Source organism: Stenotrophomonas sp. SrG, assembly GCF_050031795.1.
GTDB classification, from domain to species: domain Bacteria; phylum Pseudomonadota; class Gammaproteobacteria; order Xanthomonadales; family Xanthomonadaceae; genus Stenotrophomonas; species Stenotrophomonas rhizophila_A.
The window spans coordinates 1-242 of record NZ_JBNBBE010000926.1; the positions used below are offsets into that span (position 1 = coordinate 1).

General features: G+C 80.2%; 1 pseudogene. It reads right to left on the bottom strand.

The annotated features are described in order from the left end of the window. Window positions 1–242 (bottom strand): annotated as a pseudogene (locus ACQG3P_RS22195) (hypothetical protein); the annotation flags it as partial.

The window sequence follows — 242 nt, forward strand, 5'->3', positions numbered from 1 at the left end:
TCCCGCACCGGCGGTGCATCGAGCAGGCCGGGGGCGCGTACGGGGCTGTGCAGCCCCACCTGGCGGCGGGCGCGCTCGACCACGGCGGTGGTGATGGCCACCGCCTCGTCGGCGTTGTCGCTGGCGACCGCGCCGCCCGGCAGGCGGCGCAGGTGCGGGTCGGCGCTGCCGGGCCCGCTCAGGTCAGGCGCCGGCGCCGCCGTCGGGGGTGCCGACGGCCTGGTCGTCCTCGCTGTCGTCGG